Origin of the sequence: Terrabacter sp. C0L_2, assembly GCF_036352015.1 — a bacterium.
GTDB classification, from domain to species: domain Bacteria; phylum Actinomycetota; class Actinomycetes; order Actinomycetales; family Dermatophilaceae; genus Terrabacter; species Terrabacter tumescens.
The window spans coordinates 238,307-262,233 of the sequence record NZ_CP143557.1 but is presented as its reverse complement, the minus strand read 5'-3'; the positions used below and the strand labels follow the sequence as shown (position 1 = coordinate 262,233).

Below are 23,927 nucleotides of genomic sequence, written 5' to 3'. Positions count from 1 at the left end.
TGCGCACACCGGTGGGACGCCCGGCGCCCGCGCCCTACGATGGAGCCTCGTGACCACCATCGACGCCTCCGCCGCCCGTGCCCGCCTGCTCGAGATCGTCAAGGACAAGGCGATCGTCCACGGTCGCGTGACCCTGAGCTCCGGCAAGGAGGCCGACTACTACGTCGACCTGCGCCGCATCTCCCTCGACGGCGAGGCCGCCCCGCTCGTCGGGATCGTCATGCGTGAGCTGACCAAGGACCTGACGTATGCCGCCGTCGGTGGCCTCACGCTCGGCGCCGACCCGGTGGCGACCTCGATGCTGCACGCCGCCGCGGCTGCCGGGGAGCGCCTCGACGCGTTCGTCGTGCGCAAGGCCGGCAAGGCGCACGGCCTCCAGCAGCGCATCGAGGGCCCGTCGATCAAGGGCCGCCAGGTGCTCGTCGTCGAGGACACCACAACGACCGGCGCCTCGCCGCTCGCCGCCGTCGAGGCCGCCCGCGAGGACGGCGCCGAGGTCGTCGCCGTCGCGACGATCGCCGACCGGGCGACCGGCGCCGGCGAGAAGATCACCGCCGAGGCCGGCGTGGAGTACCGCTACGCCTTCTCCCTCGAGGAGCTCGGGCTCGCCTGAGCACGGCCCGGGCCGGCGCCGCCTGGTCGAACGGTCAGAGCGGCCCGACCTGCACGGGGTAGCCGGCGCGCAGGGCCTCGACCGACGAGGGTGGCGTGATGACGCTCGCCGTCCCGGTGCGCGGCCGCTCGACGGCGGACGCGGCATACGTGTTGTCGGGCTGCCAGGCGAGCAGGTCGTCGCCCCGGACGACGGCCGGACCCGACGCCAGCAGCACGAAGGTGGCGTCGGGGAGGTCACCCCACGCGTACGCGTGCAGCCGGCGGGTGCGTCGGCGGGTGTCCCAGCGCTCCTCGTGGAGGAGGCGGTCGAGCCCTGTCGCCGGCAGGTGGGTCGTGCCGGGTGCGGCCGCGACGAGGTCGCGGAAGCGGGTGTAGTCGGCGCGACGGCACTCGGCGCACGGACGGTGGCCCGCGGCGAGGGCGGTCGCCTCGTCGAGGAAGAAGAGCGGCGTGTAGTGGCCTGGGTCCCACTGGCGCACCCGCCGCCCGCGGAAGTCGAGGGCGCACGTGATCCAGGCCCGGCCGACGTGGTGCCGGCGCACGTCGCGGCTGCCGGCCCCGTCGTGGAGGCGTCCGCGGTTGCCCATCCACGCACCGAGGCCCGGCGCGGCCACGACGTCGCCGAACGGGTCGACGCGGTTGCGCGCGGGACCGCTGGGAGCACTCACTCGAGCACCTCGAGGCGGACGTCGGCGGGGTCGCCCTCGCCGAGGCCCTCGGCCTGACGGACCGCCTTCTTGACCGGCAGCACGTAGGCGCCGCGCGAGGCGTCCGGGAAGACGGACGTCGTCCACGACGTGCCGCCGACGGTGGCGCGGACCCGGACCGACCCGAAACCGCGGGGCGGTCTGGGGACCTCACGGATGCGCGCCGACGCGTCCAGTGCGACGGTCACGAAGAACCAGCCGGTCTGCGCCTCCCACCGCCAGAGGTCGGCGGTGAAGCGGAGGGTCGTCATGCACCCACCGTAGGGCTGGGCACCGACAGGAACCGGGGGAGCGGCGTCGTCGTCGCACCAGCGGCCCGGTCCGCTCGTGCGTCGCCCGCACTAGGATCGGCACACTGACCGCCCTGCTCTCGGGAGAACCCATGATCATCGTCTGGATCCTGCTCGGCCTCGTCGTGCTCCTCGCCGTCGTGGGCGTCGTCATGTACAACGGTCTGATCGGCCTGCGCAACAAGGTCGAGGAGGGCTGGCGCCAGATCGACGTCGAGCTCAAGCGCCGCCACGACCTCATCCCCAACCTCGTCGAGACGGTCAAGGGCTACGCCTCCCACGAGCGGGGCACCCTCGAGGAGGTCATGCAGGCGCGGTCCGCGGCCATGTCCGGCGCGTCGACCCCGGCCGCCGCGGCCCAGGCCGAGGGCCAGCTGAGCCAGGCGCTCGGTCGCCTCATGGCCGTCGCCGAGGCCTACCCCGACCTCAAGGCCAACCAGAACTTCCTCGCCCTCCAGCAGGAGCTGACGAGCACCGAGGACCGCATCGCGAGCTCGCGCCGCTACTACAACGCGCTCGTGCGCGAGCTCAACACCAAGGTCGAGTCGGTGCCCTCGAACATCGTCGCCAACATGGCCGGCGTCAAGCGGGCCGAGTACTTCGAGGCCCCGGCCACCGAGGCCGTCGTCCCCAACGTCAGCTTCGGCGGTGACGCGATCGGCGGCTCGGGCTCGCCGGCCGTCGCGCCCTCGACGCAGCCCGGCGCCGTCGGCGGCCCGTCGACCCAGCCTGGCGCCGCGCCCGGCGCACTGCCGCAGGCCCAGGCCCCCGGGGCGGCCCAGCCCGACCCGACCACCGACTCCGCTCCCGGGCAGGGCACGCCCAACGCCTGACCCGCCTGCGCGGCCGACGAGCGCCGTCAGAGCAGCCACGCCCCGAGCCACCGCTCGGGGCGTCCTGCTGCCCTCAACCGGTTCAGCCCAGCTCAGCGTCGGTCAGACCGGGTCAGCCCTTGACGTAGGACAGCTTCTCGCTGACCTTGCCGTCTCGCAGCCGCACGACGTCGACGCCGCGGACGTGACCGGGCGAGCCGTCGGGGGCCACCCAGTCGAAGCGCCAGCGCAGCACGCCCCGGTCGCCCGCCACGAACGACTCCTCGGCCGTGAAGGCGGGGCTGCCGGTCTCGGTGAAGAGCGACTCCCACACCGAGCGCACGTCCGCCGCGCCCTCGTGGCGCACGCCGTCCGGCGCGGGACCCGTGGCCTCGAAGACGCAGTCGTCGGTCATCAGCGCCATGATCGCCTCGACGTCGCCGCGCCCGAACGCCGCGACGAACTGCGCGAAGCCGGCGTGCGTCGGGCCCCAGGCCGCGTCCCGGCCGAAGCGCGCGAGGAGGTCGGTCTGCGGGTCGCCACCGGACGGCATACGCGCTCCGACGGCCCCGCCGGAGCGGTAGGCGTCCTCCATCCCGTCGAACCACGCCGCCACGTCGGCGACGAGCGCGGGGTCGAGGTCGCGGGCGCGGCCGGTCGCGACGGCGAGGTCCCAGCCGTGCACGAGATGGTCGGCGACGAGCTGGCGGACGTACTCGTCCATCGACTCCTCGCCGTAGGAGAGCTGCACGGCTCCGTGCGTGGGGAGCGTCTCGTCGACGACGCCCACCGCCTCGGTCGCCGCCGACGCGGCAGCGCCGCGCGGGTCCTCACCCAGGAGGTCGCCGTCGAGGCGGGAGCCCACGTCGGCGATGGTGCGCCCGTGCATCAGGGGAGCGGTCCAGAGGTCCTCGCCCGCGACGTGGTTGACGAGGTCACGCACCGTCCAGTCGCTGCACGGCGTCGGCAGGTCCCACTGGTCGTCGGCGACGCCGTGCACCTGCTGGACCCACCACTGCACGCTCCGGCGGTAGCTCTCGCCGAGGTCGGGACCGGTCTGCCGGTCCCTGGTGTCTGTCTCCACGACGTCCTCCCATCACCCCTGCACCCACCAGTGTGCGCCCGTGGCGGGTGCGGCGTCACGGCATCGCCGCACGTCGCGCCCGATCAGAGAGACGTCAGAGTGGGGCCAGGGGTAGTGGCTCAGGAGCGGCGGTCGGTCCCGGTCGCGTTCTCGGCGATGTCGCCCACGGCGTCGGCGGTCTCGGCGGCGATCGCCTTGGTCTCGCGACGGTGCTTGACGAACTCGTAGACCATCGGAAGGAGGGAGACGAGCACGACGAGGAGGATGGCGTACTCGATGTTCTTCGTCAGGCCGGGGAACGCCTGGCCGAGGAAGTAGCCGAGCAGGGTGACGCCGACGACCCACGCCACGGCGCCCACGGCGCTCCAGCCGAAGAAGCGCTGGCGGTGCATGCGGCCGATGCCGGCCACGACGGTGATGAAGGTGCGCACGATCGGCACGAAGCGGCCGAGCACGAGCGCGCGGTTGCCGTACTTGTCGAAGAACGCGTTGGTCTTGTCGAAGTTGGCGGTGTTGATGAACCGCCCCTGCCGCTTGTAGAGCGGCCTGCCCACCGCCCGGCCGATCTCGTAGCCGACGACGTTGCCGAGGAAGGCCGCGAGCGTCAGCGCCGCCATGGCGAGCCCGAGGTTGAGGTCGATCTGGCCCGTGGCGATGAAGAGGCCGACCGCGAAGAGCAGCGAGTCGCCGGGCAGGATCGGGAAGAGCAGACCGCACTCGACGAAGACGATGACCAGGGCGATGACGAAGAACGCCCCCTGGTACTGCTCCAGCAGGTAGGTGGGGTCCATCCACTTCGGGCCGAGGGCCGGAGCGACGGCCGGCAGGGCGGCGAGTAGCTGCATGGGTCACAGGGTATGCCGTGTGCCCGGGAACCCCTGAATCCTCGCTGTCCGCGGGCTGTGGGTGTCCAGCGGCTCCCCGGCGGGTCCGCAGCGCCTCCTCACCAGCCTCCCAGCGACTTCCCAGCGCAGGTCTCGAAGACGTATCGATCGTGGGGCCGTCCCTTCCGTCCGTGGGCCGGGCCGGGCCACCATGAGGTCAGGGAGCGCAGGAGGAGGGCCGGCGACGCGCCGGGATCTCGGGGTCGCCCCGCTCCGGCGGGCGCGACGGCGGACGTGCCGTCCTCCTCCTGGTCCGCCCGACCTGCGTGCCCGACCCCGCTCCACCCTGCCCGAACACGCCCGGCGGGGACGCGACCGGATCGCGGACCGGATCGGACGGCATACCGCACGCTCGTAGACTCTGCACGTCGAAAGCCGCCCGTCCGCAGGAGCCCGCATGTCCCGTCCCCGTCTCGCCCTCGCCGCCGTCGCCGCGCTCGCCGTGGCCGCCCTCGGTGCCTGCGGGTCGTCCACGCCCGACGCGTCGACGGGGACCGCCGGCGCCACCGCCGCGGCCGCCTCCTGCGCCAAGGACTCGCTCAAGCTCGTCACGGCCGGCACGCTCACCGTGGGCACCGACAAGCCCGCCTACGAGCCGTGGTTCAGCGGCGACGACCCGAGCAACGGCAAGGGCTACGAGTCCGCGGTCGCCTATGCGATCGCCGGCAAGCTCGGCTTCGCCAAGACCGACGTCAAGTGGACCGTCGTGCCGTTCAACACGGCGATCTCGCCCGCGCCGAAGAGCTTCGACTTCGACGTCAACCAGATCTCGATCTCGGAGGACCGCCGCAAGGCCGTCGACTTCAGCTCCGGCTACTACGACGTGCGCCAGGCCGTCGTGACCTACAAGGGCAGCCCCATCGACGGCAGGACGACCGTCGCCGACCTCAAGGGCGCCAACCTCGGGGCGCAGGTGGGCACGACCTCCCTCAATGCGGTCCAGGACCAGGTCAAGCCGAGCAACGACCCGAAGGTCTTCGACACCAACGACGTCGCCGTCCAGGCCCTGAAGAACAAGCAGATCGACGGCATCGTCGTCGACGTGCCGACGGCCTTCTACATGGTCGCGGCGCAGCTCGACAACGGCATCATCGTCGGCCAGCTCCCGAGCGCCGGCACGCCCGAGCAGTTCGGCGCCGTCCTCGACAAGGGCTCGGCCCTGACGCCGTGCGTTTCCAAGGCCGTCGATGCGCTGCGCGCCGACGGCACGCTCGAGAAGCTGCAGCAGCAGTACCTCGCCAACGCGGGCGCCCCCGAGCTGAAGTGAGCACGCCGAGCAGCCCGGTCGGTATGCCGTCACCGTCCTCGGGCGCGCCGAGTGCGTCGGGCGCGACGAGCGCCTCGAACGCGTCGGGCGCGGGCGGCCAGGTGTGGTCGCCGTCGTCGGTCGAGACCGAGCGGCGTGCCTTCCGACGCTCGCGCACGGTGCGGTCGGCGGCTGTGTCGGCCCTCAGCACCGTCGTCGTGCTCGGCGTCCTCGGCTGGCTCATCACGCACTCGGCTGGATGGCCGCGGGTCCAGGAGACGTTCTTCAGCTGGGACAAGGCGATCGAGTCGTTCCCGGCCGTGCTCAAGGGCCTGTGGCTCAACATCCGCCTCATGGTCGTCTGCGGCCTGTCGATCCTCGTCCTGGGGCTGACGCTCGCGATCATGCGCACCCTGCGCGGCCCGATCTTCTTCCCGCTGCGCCTGCTCGCGACGGTCTACGTCGACCTCTTCCGCGGGCTGCCGCTGCTGCTCCTGCTGCTCCTGCTCGGCCTCGGGGTGCCGGCCCTGCGCCTGCCCAACGTGCCGACCGAGCTCGTCTTCTGGGGCGCCGTCGCCATCATCCTGTCCTACTCGGCCTACGTCGCCGAGGTCTTCCGGGCCGGCATCGAGTCGGTGCACCCGTCGCAGCGCGCCGCGTCGCGGGCCCTCGGCCTCTCGAACGGCCAGACCCTGCGCCACGTCGTGCTGCCCCAGGCCGTGCGCCGTGTCGCGCCGCCGCTCATGAACGACTTCGTCTCGCTGCAGAAGGACTCGGGCCTCATCGCCGTGCTCGGCGCGATCGACGCCATCCGGGCCGCCCAGATCGAGACGGCGACCGACTTCAACTACACCCCCTACGTCGTCGCGGGCGTCCTGTTCCTCTGCCTGACGATCCCGATGGCACGGCTGACCGACAGGGTCGCCCGCAAGCAGGGGTGGCACGGAGCAGGAGGCACGCTGTGACCGGAAAGCCGGCGTTCGACGGGCCTCTGCTGTCGGTCCGGGGACTGCGCAAGAGCTTCGGCGAGAACGTCGTGCTCGACGACGTCGACCTCGACGTGGCGCCGGGGGAGTGCGTGGTGCTCATCGGTGCCTCGGGCTCGGGCAAGTCGACCCTCCTGCGCTGCGTCAACCTGCTCGAGCAGGTCGACGACGGCGTCATCACGCTCGCCGGGCTCGACATCACCGACCCGCGCGTCGACGCCGACGAGGTGCGCTCGCGCACCGGCATCGTCTTCCAGGCCTACAACCTCTTCCCGCACCTCACGGTGCTCGACAACGTCACGCTCGCTCCGCGCCGCGTGCACAAGGTCGCGCGGGCCGAGGCCGAGGCGCGCGCCATGGCCATGCTCGAGCGTGTCGGGCTCGCCGAGAAGGCCCGCGCCCGGCCCGACGACCTGTCCGGCGGCCAGCAGCAGCGGGTCGCCATCGCGCGCGCCATGGTCAACTCGCCGCAGCTGCTGCTCCTCGACGAAGTGACGAGCGCCCTCGACCCTGAGCTCGTCGGTGAGGTCCTCGACCTGCTTCGCGAGCTGCGCGAGGAGGGGATGACGATGATCCTGTCGACGCACGAGATGGGCTTCGCCCGCAACGTCGCCGACAGCGTCTGCTTCCTCGACGGCGGCCGGGTGCTCGAGCAGGGCTCCCCCGCAGAGGTGCTCGGCTCACCGCGCGAGGCCCGCACGAAGCAGTTCCTGTCACGGCTCGTGTCGTGAGCGACGCCGATACGGTCGCGGGGGCCGGGGCGGCCGGGACGGCCCGGACGGCCTGGACGCCGGAGGCACCCGCGGGGCCCGTGGTCGGGGTCGGACCGTGGCCGGGCCCCTGGCCCGACGGTGACCACTGGGACCCCGAGCTGCTCGAGCACGGTGACCGGCGCAACGTCGTCGACGCGTACCGCTACTGGCGGCACGACGCGATCTTCGCCGACCTCGACACCCGGCGGCACGACTTCCACGTCGCCGTCGAGAACTGGGGCCACGACTTCAACATCGGCTCGGTCATCCGCACGGCCAACGCCATGGGCGCGCAGGCCTTCCACATCGTCGGCAGGCGCCGGTGGAACCGCCGCGGGGCGATGGTCACCGACCGCTACCAGCACGAGCACCACCACCCGGACGCCGCGGCGCTCGCGGCCTGGGCGGCTGCCGAGGGACTGGTCGTCATCGGCATCGACAACCTGCCCGGCTCGGTGCCGCTCGAGACCTTCGACCTGCCGCGCCGGTGCGTCCTCGTCTTCGGGCAGGAGGGGCCGGGGCTCTCGGAGCCGATGCGCGCCGAGTGCGCCGCGGTGCTGCACATCGAGCAGTTCGGCTCGACCCGCTCGATCAACGCCGGCGCGGCCGCCGCGGTGGCGATGCACGCCTGGGTGCGTCGGCACGTGTTCGACCAGCACGTCTAGCCGGCCGCCGGCCGCTGGCTCAGCCCTGCGGGTCACGGCCCCGCCAGCGCAGCGGCTCCTCGGCATACTCCTCGGCGACGTGCGCGGCGACGCCGACGGTGCGGGCCACCTGGAAGACGACCTCACCGGACTCGGCAGGCAGGCCCAACGCGTGCAGCACGGCTGCGCTCGCGAGGTCGATGTTGGGCAGCGCGCCGGTGCGCTCGGCGACGAGAGCGGCGAGGCCCTCGACGCGGCGCCGCAGACGGGTCGTGCCGCGTCGGCGCCAGAGGGCCTCGAGGACGACGTCGGCGCGCGGGTCGCCGCCGGGGTAGAGGAAGTGGCCGAATCCGGCCACCGCACCACGCTCGCGCAGAGAGCGCGCGACGAGGACAGCCGGGTCGACGCCGTCCGTGAGCAGGGCGTGGGCGGCGACCGGCGCCGCACCGTGGAGCGGCCCGGCCATCGCGGCATACGCGGCGCAGAGGCAGTCGTGGAGTCCCGCTCGCGTCGATGCGGTGACGCGGGCCGCCACCGTCGAGGCCGTCAGGCCGTGGTCGAGGAGGGCGACGAGCAGGACCCGGAGCGCCGCGACGTCGGCGCGTGCCGAGAGTGACCCGCCCAGCGCCGCCAGGGCGAGCGCCGCCAGGTCCGGCTGGCCCTGACCCCCGGCGAGCAGCGTCAACGCAGCCCGCAGCGTCGGCACGGCTGCGGCCCTGACCCGTGCGGGGTCGGTGTCGGACGCGAACGGGTCGGCCGCGGCAAGCAGCTGCACCGCGACCGGCATCCGGCGCTCGAGCGGCAGGCTCGAGAGATCGACGCCGGCTGGCACCACGGGGTCTGTGATCGGAACTCCCTGCACCACAGTGGATCCCAGCACGATGGCAGCCGCCTCCTCGAGCGACCCCAGAGCCACGACCTCCGACAGAGGGTGCCCGCGATAGAGCAGGTCGCCCTCGGTCTGGCTGCTCACCGACGTCGCGATGCTGCGGAAGCGCAGGACCGGCTGCGGACCTCCCGGCGGGCGGGTGGCCGAAGCCATGGCGTCGATCTGGGCGCGGTCGAAGAGGCTCTCCTGCTGGCCGGGCCGGCGCTCGCTGCGGAGCAGCCCCCGGCTGACGTAGGCGTAGAGCGTCGCGCGCTTGACGCCGAGCCGCTGGGCGGCCTCGGTCGTCGTGATCCACGTGCCTGACGTCATCGCCATGTCGCCTCCGGGTTGATCGGGTCAACAGTTGACGCGATCAACATTGACGGTGTTGATCAACATCGCTGAGAGTGATGAGTGAACCCGAGAGGAGCACCCCATGTCCACCAACCCCACCGGTTTCATCACCGTCCCGAAGGGCCTGGCCAAGGTCGTCGTCACCGACACCGAGCTCGGCGACGTCCGCGGCGACGAGGGCTTCTTCCACTACCGGCAGTACTCGGCCGTCGAGCTGGCCGAGAAGGTCGGCTTCGAGCAGGCCTGGCACCTGCTCGAGCGCGGCCACCTCCCGGACGCCGACGAGCTCGCGGCCTTCACCGCCGAGATCGGCCGACTGCGCGTCCTGCCGGCCGCCCTCGCCGACCTGCTGCCGGCCGTCTGCGCGACGACGACCGACTCGCTCCAGGTGCTGCGCACGGCGCTGTCGGCGTGGGGCGGCATCGCCGGCCTGCGGCCCCTCTACGACTGCGACGAGGACGAGAAGCTCGCCGCCGCGATGGCCTCGGTCGCGATCACGCCGACGATCCTGGCCGCGGCCCACCGGCTGCACCAGGGCCTCGAGCCCATCTCCGCGGACCCGAGCCTCGGCCACGCCGAGGACTACCTGCGCATGGTGACGGGACGGCTCCCCGCCGCGCGCGACGCCCGGGCCGTCGAGCAGTACCTCGTCGCGACGATGGACCACGGCTTCAACGCCTCGACCTTCACGGCCCGGGTCATCGCGAGCACCGGCGCCGACCTCGCGGCCTGCCTCGTCGGGGCCATCGGCTCGTTCTCCGGGCCGCTGCACGGCGGGGCCCCGAGCCGCGCGCTCGAGGCCCTCGACGAGATCGGCACGCTGGACCGCGCCGACGGCTGGGTGCGCGAGCGCATCGCTTCGGGCGCCCGGATCATGGGGTTCGGACACGCCGTCTACCGCACCCGCGACCCGCGCTCGGAGATGCTCAAGACGGTCGCCCGGGGCTGGGACGACCCGCTCGTCGACCTCGCCGTCGGGGTGGAGGACGCCATCGAGCAGGCGCTGGCGGACCTCAAGCCGGGGCGCGAGCTGCACGCCAACGTGGAGTTCTACGCCGGCGTCGTCATGAAGCTGGCGGGGCTCGACCCGTCGATGTTCACGCCGACGTTCTGCGTCGCGCGGGTCGTCGGCTGGACGGCCAACGTCCTCGAGCAGAGCCGCGACCCGAAGATCATCCGGCCCGTCGCGCGCTACGTGGGGCCGCCGCCGCCCCAGCCCGTGCCGACCGGCACGCGCACGCCGCTGCCGGCCTGAGTCCCCCGCCCGGAAGAGGGCATCGAGCAGGCCCCGACGCATCCGGTTGCCGGGGCCTGCTCGGCGCGACCGGGGGAGCATCCGGTCACTGGTTTCGTCGCCCGGAGCCCTCCGAACGTCACGTCCACGGTAGGGCAGATCCGACGCGTCGGGTCGACGTTCAGGTCAGAACTCGACAAGGTGGTGTCAAGGAATCGTCGGCTGCACGTAAGGAGGGGGCACGCGTGTCCCGATCGGCGGTCGATACGTCCCGATCCGGTGCTTTCGTCCGTTTCTGGATCGCCGACGCAGTCTCGAATCTCGGAACCTTCGTCTCGACCCTCGCCCTGCAGCTGCTCCTCATCGAGACGCTGCACGCCGACCAGACGGCGCTCGGGATCGTGCGGTCCGCGCAGTGGCTGCCCTACCTGCTCTTCGGCCTGCTGGCCGGCGTCGTCGTCGACCGGGTGCGCCGGCGTCCGCTCCTCGTCGTGGCCGACGTGCTGTGCGCCGTGCTGCTCGGGGCGGTGGGAGTGCTCGCGCTGACCGGCCACCTGACGGTGCCGATCCTCGCCGTCCTCGTCTTCGCCACCGGCTCGGCGTCGATGTTCTTCACCGCTGCCCACCTGTCGCTGCTGCCGACGATCGTCCCAGCGCCCGGACTCGCATCGGCGGATGCCCGCCTGGCACAGACGTATTCGGCGACGCAGTCCCTCGGGCCGCTCGTCGGTGGGACTCTCGTGCGACTGCTCTCCGCGCCCGTGGCCATCCTCGTCGACGCGATGTCGTATGCCGTGTCGGCCGTCGTGCTCGCGACGCTCCGTCTCGAGGAGACGCGGCCAGAACCGTCCGCCGAGCGGCACCTCCGGAGCGAGCTGCGCGAGGGAGCGGCGTGGGTCTACCGCCACGCCACCCTCGGGCCGTACGCGATCGCCCTGCACCTGTGGTTCTTCGCCAACGCCATGGTGACGACGGTGCTCGTCTACTTCGCGACGACCGAGCTGCAGCTGGGCCCGATCGCGGTCGGGCTCGTCCTCGCCGCGACCGGGGTCACCGGTGTCGTCGGCGCCGGGCTCGCCCCGCGCCTCGGACGGCGCTTCGGGACCGGGCGGGTGGTCACGACGACCGAGTGGCTGAGCCCCACGGCATACGCCCTCCTGCTGCTCGCGCAGCCCGGCCCGTCAGCGCTCCTCTGGCCACTGGTCGCCAACGCGCTCTTCGGGCTCGCGATGGGCGTCCGCGGGCCGCTCGAGATGAGCTATCGCAACCTCGTCACGCCCGACCGGCTGCGCGGACGGATGAACGCCACGATCCGCTCGTTCAACTGGGGGTCCATCGCGGTGACCGCCCCGCTCGGCGGCTGGGTGGCGGCGACGTGGGGCAATCGAACCGCCATCGCGGCGGCCGTCGTCGGGCTCGCCGCGTCGGCGCTCATCCTCTGGTGCTCGCCCTACCGTCACGTGACGGGCGAGGGCGAGCACCAGCGGGGAGGAGCAGCCACCCCGGTCAGTCCCGAGCCGTGAGCGCCTGCTTCCACGAGACGCGGCCCCCGGACTGCATGAGCGAGCGGCGGTAGATCCGCTCGCCCACGACGACGGTCACCGCGGAGAAGGCGGCCATGAGCAGGAGCGCGACCACCGGCTCCCACCAGGCCGCGTCACCGGCGAGCAGACGTCCCGGCATCGACACGACCGACGCGATCGGCACGAACGAGGCCACCTCGAGCGCCTTGCCGGACAGCCCGAAGCTCGCGACGTAGACGGCCATGAGGATCGTCGTCATCGGCGCCGTCGTCGACTGCAGGTCCTCGGTGCGCGACGCGAGGGCACCGGCGACGGCGTAGAGGCACGCCAGGGCGAAGAAGCCGACCGCGAAGAAGAGCACGAACCACACGACGGCCGTCGACAGGCTCGGCAGCAGCGTCGAGAGGTCGGTGAACGACACGGCCACGAGGCCGACGGCGGCGAAGAGCACCACCTGTCCCAGCGCGATGACCGAGTTGCCGAGGATCTTGCCGGCGAGCAGCTGCCGCAAGGGGATCGCCGTCGCCAGGATCTCGACGAGGCGGGACTGCTTCTCCTCCACGACGCTGGCCGAGATCTGCTGGCCGAACATCATCGCCGCCATGAAGAAGAGCAGCGCGAAGGCGAACGTCGCCCCCTTGACGAAGCCGCTGTTGCCGACCTGGCCGTCGAAGCGGGTCGTCGTCAGCGCCGTGCCCTGCTCGAGGGCCTGGACGGTCGTGCCGGCCGCAGCGGCGTTGCGCTCGAGGGCAGTGCTCCGCAAGGCGGTCTCCACCGCGGTGCGCAGCGCGAGGTCGGCGTCGTCGGCCGACGTCAGCGTCCAGCCGGTGCCCGTCTCGTGCAGCCACGCGTCGGCCGACCCCTCGTCGACGAGGGTGCGCGCCGCGGGCTCGCCCGAGACGGAGGTCGCGACGACCGACACCTTGTCGTCGTCCTGTCGCGCCGACACCGCGGCTCGCTCGACGAGCGCACGGCCGTCGGCGCCGGCCACGGCCACGGTGTAGGTCGTCGTCCGGCTGCCCTCCCACACCGAGAAGGCTCCGAAGCCGGCGATGAAGACGAGCGTGATGAGGGTCGAGACGAGGAACGCGCGGTTCGTCAGGCGCACGACGATCTCGCGCGCCGCCACGACCGCCCAGGCGCGCCCGCCTCCCGCCGTGTTGGTGGTGTCGGCGAGCGCGGTCTCCGTGACGGGGCCGCGGTCGCGGTCGGTGGGGCGCTGGTCGGTGGTGGTCATGCCGTCACCTCACGGTAGATCTGGGCCAGGCTCGGTCGCTGGGGTGAGAACTCGTGCACCTCGCCGCGGCGCAGCGCCTCCTCGAGCAGTCGCCGCTCGGCGCCGTGCTCGACGACCTCGAGCAGGGCGGTCGACCCCTCGACGTCGACGGCGTGGATGCCGGGGACCCCGCGCACCCAGCCCGCGTCGCCGGACAGCACGAGACGGTGCCGGGCGACGGAGTTCGAGCGCAGGTCCTCGGGGGTGCCGGATGCGACGACGCGGCCGCGGGCCAGGACCACGAGACGCTCGCAGAGCCGCTCGACGAGGTCGAGCTGGTGGGAGGAGAAGAGCACCGGGACGCCGCGCGCGGTGTGCTCGCGCAGCAGGTCGGCCATGTTGTCGACGGCCGCCGGGTCGAGCCCGCTGAACGGCTCGTCGAGCACGAGGGCGCGCGGGTGACCCATCAGCGCCGCGACGATCTGCACCCGCTGCTGGTTGCCGAGCGACAGCTTCTCGACGTGGTCCTTGGCCCGGTCGGCGAGGCCGAGGCGCTCGAGGTGGCTCGTCACCGAGGACCGGGCCGCGGCGGCGGAGAGCCCGCGCAGTCGGCCGAGGTAGACGAGCTGGTCGAGCACGGCCTGCTTGGGGTAGAGGCCGCGCTCCTCGGGCATGTAGCCGAAGCTGCGGCGGTCGAGCTGGGTGATCGGCCTGCCGTCCCAGAGCACCTCGCCGCCCGTGGGGGACAGGACCCCCATGAGCATCCGCATCGTCGTCGTCTTGCCTGCGCCGTTGCCGCCGACGAAGCCGGTGAGCAGTCCTGCCGGCACGTCGAAGCTGACGTCGTCAACGGCGCGGATCTCGCCGAACGTGCGGGAGAGGTGCCGCAGCTCGATGTCGGCCGTGGCTCGTGGGCTGGTGAGTCGTTCCCCGGATGCGCTCATGCGCCCAACGCTAGGCGGGGACGGGCGCGCGGCGGATCAGTCGCGCGGGGGATCCGCGACGTCCCCCGGCAGGATGAGCCCGGCCTCGTAGGCGAGGACGACGGCCTGGACCCGGTCGCGCAGGTGCAGCTTGGCGAAGACGTTGGACAGGTGGGTCTTGACGGTGGCCTCGCCGACGAAGAGGTGGGAGGCGACCTCGGCGTTGGACAGGCCGCGACCGACGAGGCCCAGCACCTCGAGCTCGCGCGGGGTCAGCTCGTCGAGCCGCGGGTCGCGCTGGTCCGGCCGACCGGGCACGCCGGGACGGGCCGCCGGGACCGGCGCGGAGGTCATCTGCGCGATGACGCGGCGCGTGACCTCCGGCGCGAGCAGCGCGTGACCACCGGCGACGGCGCGCACGGCCTGGACGAGCTGCTCGGCGTCGGAGTTCTTGAGCAGGAAGCCGCTGGCGCCGGCTCCGAGACCCGCGAACACGTAGTCGTCCTGGTCGAAGGTCGTCAGGATGACGACCTTGGCGAGGTCGTCGGCCACGATCCGGCGGGTGGCCTCGATGCCGTCCATGACCGGCATCTGTACGTCCATGAGCACGACGTCGGGGCGCAGCTCGTGCGTCAGCCGCACGGCCTCGGCACCGTCGCTGGCCTCACCGACGACCTCGAGGTCCTCCTCGACGGAGAGGATGAGCGAGAAGCCGGAGCGCACGAGGCGGTGGTCGTCGACGAGGAGCACGCGGGTGGGCGGCGTCACGACGCGTCCTCGGGCAGCGGCATACGCACCCGGACACGGTAGCCGCCGGTGACGCGCGGGCCGATCTCGCTGACGCCCCCGTGGGTCGCGAGGCGCTCGCGGACCCCGAGCAGGCCGAGCCCGGTACCCGACGTGCCCGAGCGGGGACGCCCGGCGTCGAGCACCTCGACCTCGGCGTAGCCGTGCGCGAAGCCGTGCTCGGGCCGTCGGTCGACGCGGACGAAGACGGTCGCCGACGACGCCGTCGAGTGCCGGCGGACGTTCGAGAGCGCCTCCTGGGCGGTGCGGTAGAGCGAGAGGCCAAGGGGTGCGGGCACGGAGGTCACGGCGCCGGCGGGGTCCTCGACGACGTGGCACCGGACGTCGAGGCCGTGGGCTGCCGCCTCCTCCGCGAGCGCCGGCACGTCGGCGAGCACCGGCTCGGGAGCCCGTGAGCGCCGCGGCGAGCCGGAGCCGTCGCCGACGGGCTCGCCGGAAGGACCTCCAGCGGGCTCGGTGTCGTCCGCGCGTAGGGTGCCGAGCAGGCCGCGCATCTGGGCGACGGCGTCGCGCGAGGAGGTCTCGACCGAGCGGAGGGCGCCCTCGGCCGCGTCGGCGTCGCGGCGCAGCACCCGGCGCGCCGCGGCCGCCTGGATGCCGATGACCGAGATGTGGTGGGCGACGACGTCGTGCAGCTCCCGGGCGATGCGGAGGCGCTCCTCGACGACCGCCTGCCGGCGCAGGCTCGTCGCCTGGTTCTCGATGGTCCGCGCCTGGTCGGCCATCCGGTCGCGACGCAGCGCCGAGCGCCAGGCCGCCTGCCCTCCGACGATGGCGCCGCCGAAGTAGGAGGCGTTGATGAGCAGGCTGTAGACGACGTAGGCGGTGGCCGGCCCGAACAGGCCCTGCCGCTGGGGCATCCGGCCGTCGTGGCTGAGGGCCTGCTCGATGCCCGAGCCCACCGCGAACTGCCAGGTGAGCCAGCCGAACATCAGCAGCACGATCCCGACGACGACACCGATCATGAGGCGCCGGTCGCGCGCCCAGGCGACGCCGGTGAAGATCGCGACGAAGTAGACGACCTGCATCGGCACCGACGCCGCGACGCCCGGCATCACGATGCCGACCGCGAAGAAGTGCAGCGACAGGCCGGCGGCCACGGCGAGCGGCCAGCGCCGCCGCCAGACGAGGGGCACCGTGCCGGCGAGGACGACGAGGTGCGGCCACACCCACGAGTCCTGGAACGAGCCGAGGGCGTCGATGCTGCGCAGCAGCTCGACCCCGAGAGACCCGGTGACGAGGAAGGCGAGGGCGAGCCACGCGTCGACCCGCCGCACGTGGGCGCGGTCGGCCGGCACGCGTTCCCAGTCGGTGTCGACGCCGAAGTACGTCTGCACCCGCGCCACGAGGGCAGTCCACCGGCCGTCCATGGGCTCCACCCTAGGCAGGTCGGTCGGCGGTGCGGCTCCCCCTCGAGGGGGAGCCGGCGTCGGCGGTACGGTCGGCTCCATGGGTGTCACCTCCACGGTCCTCGACGTCACGACGATGCGCTCACGGCTCGACCGGTTGCGTCGGCACGCGGCCGACGCGGGGGTGGCGACGACCGTCGTCTCGCCGGGGTCGGACCTGCGCTACCTCACCGGGGTGGCCGGTTCGTCGTTCGAGCGGCTCACGGCACTCGTCGTCCCGAGCGACCCCGCGGTCGCTCCCGTCTTCGTCTCGCCCGCGCTGGAGTACGCCGGGCTGGGGCACGTCCCGCTCGGCGACCTGGGCGTCGAGGTGCGCACGTGGGTCGACGGCGAGGACCCCTACGCCTTGGCGCTCGGCGGGGTGCCCGGTGGCCGGGCCGCGGTGTCCGACATGATGCCGGCGCTGCACCTGCTGCAGCTGCGAGACGCCGGTGCGGTCGACCAGCAGCTCGCCGGTCCGGTGCTGCGGGAGCTGCGCATGCGGAAGGACGAGGCGGAGCTCGCCGAGCTCCGAGCAGCGGGAGCAGCGATCGACCGGGTGCACGCGCGGGTCGGCGAGTGGCTGCGCGCCGGTCGCACCGAGGCCGAGGTGGCAGCAGACATCGCGGCCGCGATCCTCGAGGAGGGCCACGCCGCAGCGGAGTTCGTCATCGTCGGCTCGGGTCCCAACGGAGCGAGCCCGCACCACTCCGTCAGCGACCGCGTCATCGAGCAGGGTGACGTCGTCGTCGTCGACATCGGCGGCCCGCTGCCGTCGGGCTACAACTCCGACAGCACGAGGACGTATGCCGTGGGCGCCCCTCGCGAGCCCGACGTGGCCACGGCCTACGCCGCGTTGCAGGCGGCGCAGCGGGCGTCCGTCGCGTCCGTGCGCCCCGGCGTCACGTGCCAGGACGTCGACCGCGCCGCGCGGGACGTGCTGGCCGCTGCCGGCCTGGCCGAGCACTTCATCCACCGCACCGGGCACGGCATCGGGCTCGACGTCCACGAGGAGCCCTACATCGTCGCCGGCAACGACCTGCCCCTCGAGGCCGGGATGACCTTCAGCATCGAGCCGGGCGTCTACCTCGCCGGTCGCTGGGGCGCGCGCATCGAGGACATCGTCGCCGTGACGGACGACGGCGTCGAGCGCCTCAACACCCGCCCCACCGACCTCGTCGTCCTCTGACCCGAGGACCCCAACCTCCGTCACACTCGAGTGGCCCCGTCGTCACACCCACCGACCCCCAACGCCCGCCGAGTGGCCCCGTCGTCACACCGCCCGGCGTCAGGAGTCGAAGCCGACGCCCATCCGGTCGAGCGTGCGCAGCCACACGTTCCGCTTGCCGGTGCGGTCCTCGGCAGCGAGCGAGGACCGCGTGGCCCGCACCGCGGCATACCGGATCGGCTCGGGAGGGAAGGGGATCGGCTTGTGCCGCACCATCCCCAGCCGGGTCAGCTCGGTGTCCCTGCCGTCGACGAGGTCGAGGGCGACGGCCGCACCGAAGCGGGTCGAGGTGACGCCCAGCCCGGTGTAGCCCACGGCATACGCCATCCGTCCGCCGAGGGCGGTGCCGAAGACGGGCGTGAAGCGTGAGGTCGTGTCGATGACGCCGGCCCACCGGTGGGTGAAGCGGATGCCCTCGAGCTGCGGGAAGAGGTCGAGGAAGTGGTCCGCGAGCAGGCCGTGCGACGCGTCGTTCTGCTCAAGCGCCGGGTCGATGCGCCCCGGGAAGTGGTAGTTGGCGTCGTAGCCGCCGAAGAGCACTCGGTCGTCGAGCGTCCTTCTGTAGTAGTGGAACTGGTTGCCCGCGTCCGTCAGTCCCTCGCGGCCGCGCCACCCGATGGCATCGAGCTGGGCGGGCGTCAGCGGCTCGGTCATGAGGACGTGGTCGTAGACCGGCAGCACCCAGGCGCTGAAGCGCTTGAGCACGCCCTGGGACGCGTTCGTGCCGATGACGACGCGTCGCGCATGGATCGAGCCCGCGTCGAGGGTGACCCGCACGCCATCGCCCTCGGAGTCGAATCCCGTTGCGCGCGTGTGCTCGTGGAGCCGGACGCCGAGCGACTCGGCGACGCGCGCGAGACCCCAGACGAGCCGGGCCGGGTCGACGAGCGCGACCTCCGGGTCGTACATGCCGGCGAGGTAGCGCGGCGAGTCGACCCGGGCGCGGGCCTGGTCCGCGTCCAGCAGCTCGACCGGCACCCCGTGCGCGCGGTGCAGCTCGAACGACTCACGGACAGAGGGGATCTGGTGCTCGGTCAGGGCGAGGGTCAGCTCGCCGGGCACGTGGAGGTCAGCGTCGATGCCGTATGCCGTGACCGACCTCTGGATGGCCGCGAAGTTCTCCGCCGCGAGGCGCTCGAGCGTCTCCATCTCGTCGGGCCAGCACGAGACGCCCTGGGCAAGGCCGTGCGTGAGGGACGGTGCCATGAAGCCGCCGTTGCGACCGGACGCGCCGTCGCCCAGGCGTCCCGCCTCGACGACGACGACGTCGCGCGAGGGGTCGGCCTCCTTGGCCTGGATCGCCGCCCAGAGCCCGGTGAACCCGCCGCCGACGACGAGCAGGTCGGTGCGGGGCGCGGCACCGGTCAGGGCCGCGCGCGGGTCGGGGCGCTCCGGCCGATCGGTCCAGAACGGGACGGGGCGGGCGTCGGCGAGCGCGGCGGCGGCGCGGGGCGAGAGCGGGGAAACAGGCATGACGAGACGGATCAGACCATGCTTGGCTGCTGCCTGTGAACCCCTCTTCGTTCCAGAGCGATCCCGAGTCCGTGGCCCAGAGGCTGCTGCAGGTGTTCCACGACGAGACCCGCGCGCCGATCCGGCTCGGCACCTCGCAGCGCCCCATCGAGCTCGACGGCCTGGTGCGGCGCGAGTACGAGATCGACGGCGGCCACTGGAACATGATCGAGAGCCCCGACGGCCTCGGTCCCGACCCGGACGAGTGGGACGCCGTCATCGCGCGGCAGCGTGACTTCTTCTCCGGCCTGGGCCTGCGCGTCGAGTGGAAGACCTACGACTACGACGAGCCGGTCGACCTCGGCGAGCGCCTCCTGAGGGCGGGCTTCGTCAAGGAGGACGACGAGGCCCTCATCCTCGGTGAGGCCGCGCCGCTCGCGGCCCAGGACCTCGACCTCCCCGACGGCGTGGTCGTGCGCGTCGCCGACTCCGACGAGGACTTCGTGCGGATGGCCGAGATGCTGGAGCTCGTCTGGGACGAGCCGCAGTCCTGGGTGGTGGAGTCCCTGCTGCCCCGGTGGCGCACCGACCCGACGTCGATGGACGTCGTGGTCGTCGAGGAGTCCCGCACCGGGCCGGTGCTCTGCGCCGCCCGCGCGGAGTACGACGAGAGCGGCTTCACCGGCCTGTGGGGCGGGTCGACGCTGCCGGAGTGGCGCGGCCGCGGCCTCTACCGGGCGACGCTGCTCCACCGCGCCCGCCTCGGTCTCGCGCGCGGCAAGGACCACGTCCGCGTCGATGCCTCGCCGGACTCGGAACCGATCCTGCGCCGGCTCGGGCTGCACCGCGTCGCGACGACGACGCCCTACGTCTTCGACCCCGCTCTCTGAGCCCAGTGCGACACTCCTGAGGTGACGAGGGGGAAGAGGGTGCCGCGTCGAGGACCGGTGACGCGGGCACGACGTCTGCGCGCCGTCCCCGCCCTAGCCGCCCTGGCCGCCCTGGCGCTGGCTGCCTCGGCGCTCGGCGCCTGCACCTCGGAGGCCCTCGACCCGGTCGCGGGAGGATCCACGGCGTCCGCGCCGACCGCAGTGAGCTCGGGCGCCTCCACGGCCCAGCCCGACCCGGGGATGACCCCGATCGAGGCGGCGGCGCGGTGCACCACGACGCGCCGCCTCACCGGCAAGGGCGAGGTGCCGCTCGACGCCGTCTTCCCCGGCGCCGAGACGAGCGCGACGTCCGACCCGAAGGAGACCGTGCCGGGTCCCGACGCAGCCGACCGGACCCAGTGCCCCGGCGAGCTGCCGGCCGAGCCGCAGTGCGACGGCCTCGTGCCCTGGACCGACCTGCTCCCGGACGAGTTCGTCCCCGCGAGCGGGGCGCGCCGCATCGTCGGCGGCTACCTCCTCACCATGCCGAAGCAGGCCGGCAACCAGGCCCCGCCCGAGAGCTCCGCGGGCACCAAGGTCGTGACCTTCAGCCTCGTCGACCTGGTGGCAGGCGACCCGGGCGGTCTCGTGGACTACCTCGACGTCGCGTTCCGCGCCTGCGCGAAGGCCACTCCGAGCACCGTCGCCGGCGTCGGCGCCCTCGTCGGGACGGTGCGCTCGGAGTACGGCGCCGGGTCGGCGGAGGTCGTTCTGCTGCGCCGCGGTACGCACCTCGTGTGGGCCGCCCTCGACGGGAGCGGCTGGGAGAAGGGGGAGCAGCAGCGGGCTCTCGCCGTGCTCGTCGCGCGCCTGCTCTGAGCGGGCGCTCACCGATGGGTGGGCACCCGTGGGCACCGGACGGCATACGTGGCAGGATTTCGGACGGATCTTCAAAGCCGCACACGAGACTGCAGGAGTAGCAATGCCCATCGCCACACCCGAGGTGTATGCCGACATGCTCGACCGCGCGAAGGCCGGCTCCTTCGCGTACCCCGCCATCAACGTCTCGAGCTCGCAGACGCTGAACGCCGCGCTCAAGGGCTTCGCCGACGCCGGCTCCGACGGCATCATCCAGGTCTCGACCGGCGGCGCGGACTACCTCTCCGGCCCGAGCATCAAGAACATGGTGAGCGGCTCGCTCGCGTTCGCCGCCTACGCGCACGAGGTGGCCAAGAACTACCCCGTCAACATCGCGCTGCACACGGACCACTGCCCCAAGGACAAGCTCGACTCCTTCGTGCGCCCGCTCCTCGCGGCGTCGACCGAGCGCGTCCAGGCCGGCGGCACGCCGTGGTTCCAGTCGCACATGTGGGACGGCTCGGCCGTGCCGCTCGACGAGAACCTGACGATCGCGCAGGAGCTGCTCGCCCTGGCCAAGGCCGCCAACGTCATCCTCGAGATCGAGGTCGGCGTGGTCGGCGGCGAGGAGGACGGCGTCGAGGGCGCCATCGACGAGAAGCTCTACTCCACGCCGGAGGACGCCATCGCCACGGTCAAGGCGCTCGGCGCCGGCGAGAACGGCCGCTACCTGACGGCCCTGACGTTCGGCAACGTCCACGGCGTCTACAAGCCCGGCAACGTCAAGCTCCGCCCCGAGATCCTCCTGCAGGCCCAGCAGGCTGCCGCCAAGGAGCTCGGCCTGTCCGACGACGCGCGCCCCTTCGACCTCGTCTTCCACGGCGGCTCCGGATCGCTCCCCGAGGAGATCTCGGCCGCCGTCGACAACGGCGTCGTCAAGATGAACGTCGACACCGACACGCAGTACGCCTTCACCCGTCGCATCGCCGACTGGATGATCTCCGGCTACGCCGGCGTGCTCAAGGTCGACGGCGAGGTCGGCAACAAGAAGCAGTACGACCCGCGCGCCTGGGGCAAGGCGGCCGAGGAGGCCATGGCGGTGCGCATCGTCGAGGCCTGCACCGCGCTGCGCTCGGCGGGCACGCACCAGTGAGCGACAACCTGCTCGGCATCCCCGAGACCCGTCTCGCGGTCGACCCGGCGGCCGAGAAGCTCGACGCCGGCGTCGACCCCGTCCAGGTGGCGGCGGCCTACCCCGCGAGCTCGCTCGCGTGGGCGGTCCTCGCCGAGGACGCGCTCGCCGACGGTGACCGCGACGTCGAGGCCTACGCCTACGCCCGCACCGGCTACCACCGCGCCCTCGACAGCCTGCGCAAGTCGGGCTGGCGCGGGCAGGGCCCGGTGCCGTGGTCGCACGAGCCCAACCGCGGCTTCCTCCGCGCGCTCGCGGCCCTGGCCCGGGCGGCTCGCGCCATCGGCGAGAGCGACGAGGAGGCCCGCTGCACGCAGTTCCTGCGCGACAGCTCGGCCGAGGGCGCCCGCGAGCTCGGCCTCTGAGGGCTCGCACGACCGCATGACGCTCTTCTGCTCCGACGTCGACGGCACGCTGCTCGACCACCGACGCACCCTCTCCGACCGCACCGTCGCCGCCATCCGGGCGGTGCGGTCGGCAGGGCACACGTTCGTGCTGTGCAGCTCGCGCATGCCGGCGTCCCTGGAGGGGCTCGAGCGGCTGTGCGGCGTCGAGCCCACCCCGCTCATCGCATACAACGGCGGTCTCGTGCTGCGCGCCGACCGCACCGTCGTGACCGACGTTCCCATCACGCCGGGCGACGCCCGGGAGGCGTATGCCGTGTGCTCGCGTCTCGGACTGCACGCGAGCTTCTTCGCCGGTGACGACTGGTACGCCTGGGGGCCCGACCAGTGGACCGAGCGCGAGGCGACCATCACGGCGGTCGAACCGAGCCTCAAGTCGGCGCACGACTACGTCGCGAGCGGGCGCGTCGACACGCACCCGCCGCACAAGGTCATGGCGATGGGGGAGCCGGCGCTCGTCGACGAGCTCGAGGCGGTACTCGCCGGACGCCCCGGTCTCGTGACCTACCGCTCCAAGCCGACCTACCTCGAGATCGCCAACGCCGCCTGCTCCAAGGGCGACGGGCTGCGGGCCCTCGCCGACGAGCTCGGCATCGACGTCGCCGACACGGTCTTCTTCGGCGACAACCACAACGACGTCTCGGCGTTCGAGGTGGCCGGCACGGCGGTGGCTGTGTCCAACGCGGTCGAGCCGGCGCTCGACGCCGCGCACGTCGTCACCGGCCACCACCGCGAGGACGGCGTCGCCGACTACCTCGAGGACTGGCTGGCAGCCCGCGGGTCCCAGAGCTAGCTGCAACTCCGGTCGTCCCACGGACCAGGCAACCTCGCTCGAACAGCTCCGTGCAGATTCGCGGGAGTCCGGTCCCTGGCTCAGGAGCCGCCTAGTTGCGTGATGCTCGGGCTCGCGTCAGCAGTGACCGCGACATCCCGATCGGATGTCATGACGGCGCCTGCAGACCCGGGCTTGCCGAATGCCACCCCGATTGCCTTGGCCACACTGATAGCAGCTTCGCTACCGAAGTAGAAACCGACGATCACCCCGACCGAGCCGCGCAGGTCAGACAGGAAATCGACCACTCCGCCGGAGACCTCGGTCCCGCCTGACTTCGCCGATAGTTCGACCAAGGTCAGCTCGTAGGTGAGGAGCACGAGGAACGTGAGGAGAAAGCTCGAGGCAATCGCGACACGAGCGCGTCGTGCTCCAGCGTAGAAGCCGCCAAAGCTCAAGGTGGCTATCGCTGCCAGAGAGATGCCCACAACCGGCTCCCATGGGATCCAGTTCGGCCCATTCTGGAGACGGATCAGATAGCCGATCCAGATGAGTATGTGCCCGGCGCACGCAGCCAACGCGCACCACGTCGTCGTCCTGAGGATGCGCTTGACCGACACACCCTCGTCCGCCCCACCACCTTGGTCCCGCCCAACCACTGTTTGTGATGCGCCCGAGCTGGCGGCCGCTGGCGGCGGGTTCAGGTCCTCGTCGGTGACCGCGACGTCTTCTGACCGTCCACCGGTTGGCCGGGTCGTTGCCATGATCGTGCCCCCTATCGCACGTCGGCCCGCCCTAGCCGCCGGCCGGTATCGAACC

Annotated in this window: 25 protein-coding genes; 14 read left to right on the top strand and 11 right to left on the bottom strand. The window is 72.6% G+C overall.

The features are described from left to right. Positions 1-49: 49 nt before the first annotated feature. On the top strand, positions 50-613 hold the full coding sequence (pyrE, locus tag U5C87_RS01255; RefSeq protein ID WP_330474846.1) for an orotate phosphoribosyltransferase: 564 nt from the start codon (positions 50-52) through the stop codon (positions 611-613). A gap of 34 nt (positions 614-647) precedes the next feature. Here the strand turns inward: pyrE and U5C87_RS01250 are convergent, their stop codons facing one another. Next, positions 648-1,283 (bottom strand): hypothetical protein, encoded by a 636-nt coding sequence (locus U5C87_RS01250; protein WP_330474845.1) that lies wholly within the window; start codon positions 1,281-1,283, stop codon positions 648-650. After that, a complete protein-coding gene (locus U5C87_RS01245; protein ID WP_330474844.1) occupies positions 1,280-1,573 on the bottom strand; it encodes a DUF1905 domain-containing protein in 294 nt (97 codons plus the stop codon). The genes U5C87_RS01250 and U5C87_RS01245 overlap by 4 nt, the downstream gene beginning before the upstream one ends. A 131-nt stretch (positions 1,574-1,704) precedes the next feature. Between U5C87_RS01245 and U5C87_RS01240 the strand changes: the two genes are divergently transcribed. Further along, positions 1,705-2,445 (top strand): LemA family protein, encoded by a 741-nt coding sequence (locus U5C87_RS01240; RefSeq protein ID WP_330474843.1) that lies wholly within the window; start codon positions 1,705-1,707, stop codon positions 2,443-2,445. 112 nt (positions 2,446-2,557) lie between these two features. Here U5C87_RS01240 and U5C87_RS01235 read toward each other — a convergent pair whose 3' ends face one another. Then, positions 2,558-3,508, bottom strand: coding sequence for a TIGR03086 family metal-binding protein (locus U5C87_RS01235; RefSeq protein WP_330474842.1), 951 nt, complete (start codon positions 3,506-3,508; stop codon positions 2,558-2,560). Positions 3,509-3,627: 119 nt separating this feature from the next. Then, on the bottom strand, positions 3,628-4,353 hold the full coding sequence (locus U5C87_RS01230) for a DedA family protein (RefSeq protein WP_330474841.1): 726 nt from the start codon (positions 4,351-4,353) through the stop codon (positions 3,628-3,630). A gap of 436 nt (positions 4,354-4,789) precedes the next feature. Between U5C87_RS01230 and U5C87_RS01225 the strand changes: the two genes are divergently transcribed. The 4 genes from U5C87_RS01225 to U5C87_RS01210 all read left to right on the top strand — a co-directional run bounded on the left by U5C87_RS01225 (position 4,790) and on the right by U5C87_RS01210 (position 8,041). Continuing rightward, positions 4,790-5,659, top strand: coding sequence for an ABC transporter substrate-binding protein (locus U5C87_RS01225; protein WP_330474840.1), 870 nt, complete (start codon positions 4,790-4,792; stop codon positions 5,657-5,659). Positions 5,660-5,682: 23 nt separating this feature from the next. Continuing rightward, a complete protein-coding gene (locus U5C87_RS01220) occupies positions 5,683-6,603 on the top strand; it encodes an amino acid ABC transporter permease (RefSeq protein WP_330476645.1) in 921 nt (306 codons plus the stop codon). Further along, positions 6,600-7,355 carry an amino acid ABC transporter ATP-binding protein gene (locus tag U5C87_RS01215; protein WP_330474839.1) on the top strand — a complete coding sequence of 252 codons (756 nt, stop codon included), beginning with the start codon at positions 6,600-6,602 and terminating at the stop codon, positions 7,353-7,355. The genes U5C87_RS01220 and U5C87_RS01215 overlap by 4 nt, the downstream gene beginning before the upstream one ends. Before the next feature lie 80 nt (positions 7,356-7,435). Beyond that, positions 7,436-8,041 (top strand): TrmH family RNA methyltransferase, encoded by a 606-nt coding sequence (locus tag U5C87_RS01210; protein ID WP_330476644.1) that lies wholly within the window; start codon positions 7,436-7,438, stop codon positions 8,039-8,041. 19 nt (positions 8,042-8,060) lie between these two features. Here the strand turns inward: U5C87_RS01210 and U5C87_RS01205 are convergent, their stop codons facing one another. Beyond that, positions 8,061-9,224, bottom strand: a complete 1,164-nt coding sequence (locus U5C87_RS01205; protein ID WP_330474838.1) for a citrate synthase — start codon at positions 9,222-9,224, stop codon at positions 8,061-8,063. A gap of 100 nt (positions 9,225-9,324) precedes the next feature. Here U5C87_RS01205 and U5C87_RS01200 point away from each other — a divergent pair, with 100 nt between their 5' ends. Further along, positions 9,325-10,497, top strand: a complete 1,173-nt coding sequence (locus U5C87_RS01200) for a citrate/2-methylcitrate synthase (protein WP_330474837.1) — start codon at positions 9,325-9,327, stop codon at positions 10,495-10,497. Positions 10,498-10,721: 224 nt separating this feature from the next. Beyond that, complete coding sequence (locus tag U5C87_RS01195) at positions 10,722-11,999, top strand: MFS transporter (protein WP_330474836.1); 1,278 nt, start codon at positions 10,722-10,724, stop codon at positions 11,997-11,999. Here U5C87_RS01195 and U5C87_RS01190 read toward each other — a convergent pair. From U5C87_RS01190 to U5C87_RS01175, 4 genes are read right to left on the bottom strand one after another with little or no spacing between them, the layout of a single operon-like run. Beyond that, positions 11,983-13,236, bottom strand: a complete 1,254-nt coding sequence (locus tag U5C87_RS01190; RefSeq protein WP_330474835.1) for an ABC transporter permease — start codon at positions 13,234-13,236, stop codon at positions 11,983-11,985. The genes U5C87_RS01195 and U5C87_RS01190 overlap by 17 nt on opposite strands. Further along, positions 13,233-14,159: an ABC transporter ATP-binding protein gene (locus tag U5C87_RS01185; RefSeq protein WP_330474834.1), complete on the bottom strand. Its 927-nt coding sequence runs from the start codon at positions 14,157-14,159 to the stop codon at positions 13,233-13,235. The genes U5C87_RS01190 and U5C87_RS01185 overlap by 4 nt, the downstream gene beginning before the upstream one ends. Positions 14,160-14,195: 36 nt before the next feature. Next, positions 14,196-14,906 carry a response regulator transcription factor gene (locus U5C87_RS01180; protein ID WP_330474833.1) on the bottom strand — a complete coding sequence of 237 codons (711 nt, stop codon included), beginning with the start codon at positions 14,904-14,906 and terminating at the stop codon, positions 14,196-14,198. After that, complete coding sequence (locus tag U5C87_RS01175) at positions 14,903-16,315, bottom strand: sensor histidine kinase (RefSeq protein WP_330474832.1); 1,413 nt, start codon at positions 16,313-16,315, stop codon at positions 14,903-14,905. Before U5C87_RS01175 ends, U5C87_RS01180 begins: the two co-directional genes overlap by 4 nt. Positions 16,316-16,394: 79 nt before the next feature. On the opposite strand from U5C87_RS01175, the gene U5C87_RS01170 reads away from it, so the two are divergent. Further along, entirely contained in the window at positions 16,395-17,522 is a 1,128-nt protein-coding gene (locus U5C87_RS01170) for a M24 family metallopeptidase (RefSeq protein WP_330474831.1), read from the top strand. A 99-nt stretch (positions 17,523-17,621) separates the two neighbouring features. On the opposite strand, the gene U5C87_RS01165 is transcribed toward U5C87_RS01170, so the two are convergent. Beyond that, complete coding sequence (locus U5C87_RS01165) at positions 17,622-19,034, bottom strand: NAD(P)/FAD-dependent oxidoreductase (protein ID WP_330474830.1); 1,413 nt, start codon at positions 19,032-19,034, stop codon at positions 17,622-17,624. Positions 19,035-19,069: 35 nt separating this feature from the next. Between U5C87_RS01165 and U5C87_RS01160 the strand changes: the two genes are divergently transcribed. From U5C87_RS01160 to U5C87_RS01140, 5 genes are all read left to right on the top strand, one after another. Beyond that, a complete protein-coding gene (locus U5C87_RS01160; RefSeq protein WP_330474829.1) occupies positions 19,070-19,903 on the top strand; it encodes a GNAT family N-acetyltransferase in 834 nt (277 codons plus the stop codon). 57 nt (positions 19,904-19,960) lie between these two features. Further along, positions 19,961-20,761 carry a hypothetical protein gene (locus U5C87_RS01155; protein ID WP_330474828.1) on the top strand — a complete coding sequence of 267 codons (801 nt, stop codon included), beginning with the start codon at positions 19,961-19,963 and terminating at the stop codon, positions 20,759-20,761. A 103-nt stretch (positions 20,762-20,864) separates the two neighbouring features. Beyond that, a complete protein-coding gene (gene fbaA / locus U5C87_RS01150) occupies positions 20,865-21,893 on the top strand; it encodes a class II fructose-bisphosphate aldolase (protein WP_330474827.1) in 1,029 nt (342 codons plus the stop codon). Then, entirely contained in the window at positions 21,890-22,297 is a 408-nt protein-coding gene (locus U5C87_RS01145; protein WP_030199148.1) for a DUF3151 domain-containing protein, read from the top strand. Before fbaA ends, U5C87_RS01145 begins: the two co-directional genes overlap by 4 nt. 16 nt (positions 22,298-22,313) lie before the next feature. Then, a complete protein-coding gene (locus tag U5C87_RS01140) occupies positions 22,314-23,129 on the top strand; it encodes a Cof-type HAD-IIB family hydrolase (RefSeq protein ID WP_330474826.1) in 816 nt (271 codons plus the stop codon). A gap of 80 nt (positions 23,130-23,209) precedes the next feature. Here U5C87_RS01140 and U5C87_RS01135 read toward each other — a convergent pair whose 3' ends face one another. Continuing rightward, positions 23,210-23,872, bottom strand: coding sequence for a hypothetical protein (locus U5C87_RS01135; RefSeq protein WP_330474825.1), 663 nt, complete (start codon positions 23,870-23,872; stop codon positions 23,210-23,212). Between the last annotated feature and the right edge of the window lie 55 nt (positions 23,873-23,927).

Bases quoted from the DNA above. Each gene is read 5' to 3' on its own strand.
- U5C87_RS01245 (WP_330474844.1), bottom strand. From the start codon at position 1,573: ATGACGACCCTCCGCTTCACCGCCGACCTCTGGCGGTGGGAGGCGCAG.
- U5C87_RS01240 (WP_330474843.1), top strand. From the start codon at position 1,705: ATGATCATCGTCTGGATCCTGCTCGGCCTCGTCGTGCTCCTCGCCGTC.
- U5C87_RS01230 (WP_330474841.1), bottom strand. From the start codon at position 4,353: ATGCAGCTACTCGCCGCCCTGCCGGCCGTCGCTCCGGCCCTCGGCCCG.
- U5C87_RS01225 (WP_330474840.1), top strand. From the start codon at position 4,790: ATGTCCCGTCCCCGTCTCGCCCTCGCCGCCGTCGCCGCGCTCGCCGTG.
- U5C87_RS01220 (WP_330476645.1), top strand. From the start codon at position 5,683: ATGCCGTCACCGTCCTCGGGCGCGCCGAGTGCGTCGGGCGCGACGAGC.
- U5C87_RS01205 (WP_330474838.1), bottom strand. From the start codon at position 9,224: ATGGCGATGACGTCAGGCACGTGGATCACGACGACCGAGGCCGCCCAG.
- U5C87_RS01200 (WP_330474837.1), top strand. From the start codon at position 9,325: ATGTCCACCAACCCCACCGGTTTCATCACCGTCCCGAAGGGCCTGGCC.
- U5C87_RS01190 (WP_330474835.1), bottom strand. From the start codon at position 13,236: ATGACCACCACCGACCAGCGCCCCACCGACCGCGACCGCGGCCCCGTC.
- U5C87_RS01185 (WP_330474834.1), bottom strand. From the start codon at position 14,159: ATGAGCGCATCCGGGGAACGACTCACCAGCCCACGAGCCACGGCCGAC.
- U5C87_RS01175 (WP_330474832.1), bottom strand. From the start codon at position 16,315: ATGGACGGCCGGTGGACTGCCCTCGTGGCGCGGGTGCAGACGTACTTC.
- U5C87_RS01170 (WP_330474831.1), top strand. From the start codon at position 16,395: ATGGGTGTCACCTCCACGGTCCTCGACGTCACGACGATGCGCTCACGG.
- U5C87_RS01165 (WP_330474830.1), bottom strand. From the start codon at position 19,034: ATGCCTGTTTCCCCGCTCTCGCCCCGCGCCGCCGCCGCGCTCGCCGAC.
- fbaA (WP_330474827.1), top strand. From the start codon at position 20,865: ATGCCCATCGCCACACCCGAGGTGTATGCCGACATGCTCGACCGCGCG.
- U5C87_RS01140 (WP_330474826.1), top strand. From the start codon at position 22,314: ATGACGCTCTTCTGCTCCGACGTCGACGGCACGCTGCTCGACCACCGA.
- U5C87_RS01135 (WP_330474825.1), bottom strand. From the start codon at position 23,872: ATGGCAACGACCCGGCCAACCGGTGGACGGTCAGAAGACGTCGCGGTC.